At 69.4% G+C, this 585-nt stretch carries 1 protein-coding gene; it reads left to right on the forward strand.

The features are described from left to right. Positions 1–585: TetR/AcrR family transcriptional regulator (locus G3I71_RS45860; RefSeq protein WP_164324874.1), on the forward strand; the 585-nt coding region annotated here is incomplete at both ends.

Below are 585 nucleotides of genomic sequence, written 5' to 3' on the forward strand. Positions count from 1 at the left end.
GTGCGGAAGAGCGGCGCGGGAGTGTCGTGCGGGCGGCCATGTGTGAGTTTGCGCGTGGGGGCTACTACGGGACGTCCACCGAGGCGATCGCCAAGCGGGTGGGTGTCTCGCAGCCGTACTTGTTCCGGCTCTTCCCCAACAAGCAGGCCATGTTCCTCGCCGCCACCACCCGGTGCATGGAGGAGATCAGGCTGGTCTTCGAGAAGGCCGCCGAGGGGCTCAGTGGTGAGGAGGCCCTGGGCGCCATGGGGGCGGCGTACCTGACGCTGATCGCCGAGCAGCCGGACAAGCTGCAGATGCAGCTCCAGGTGTACGTGACCGTGGCGGCCGCCGAGGCCGCCGGGGAGAAGGAGTTCGGGGATCTGGTCCGGGCCGGTTGGATGGATCTCTGGGACACCGTACGGATGCCCCTCGGCGGCGACAGCGCACAGGCGGGTTCCTTCATGGCCTACGGAATGCTCGTCAACACCCTCTCGGCCCTCGGGTTCCCGCCCGGGCACCGGGTGTGGGAGGGGTGCTGGCTCTCCGGGTCCACCCATGGCGCAGGCCCTTGCAACGGCTCCGTCGAGCCCCCGCCGCAGGACT

Origin of the sequence: Streptomyces sp. SID12501 (genome assembly GCF_010550245.1) — a bacterium.
Lineage (GTDB): Bacteria > Actinomycetota > Actinomycetes > Streptomycetales > Streptomycetaceae > Streptomyces.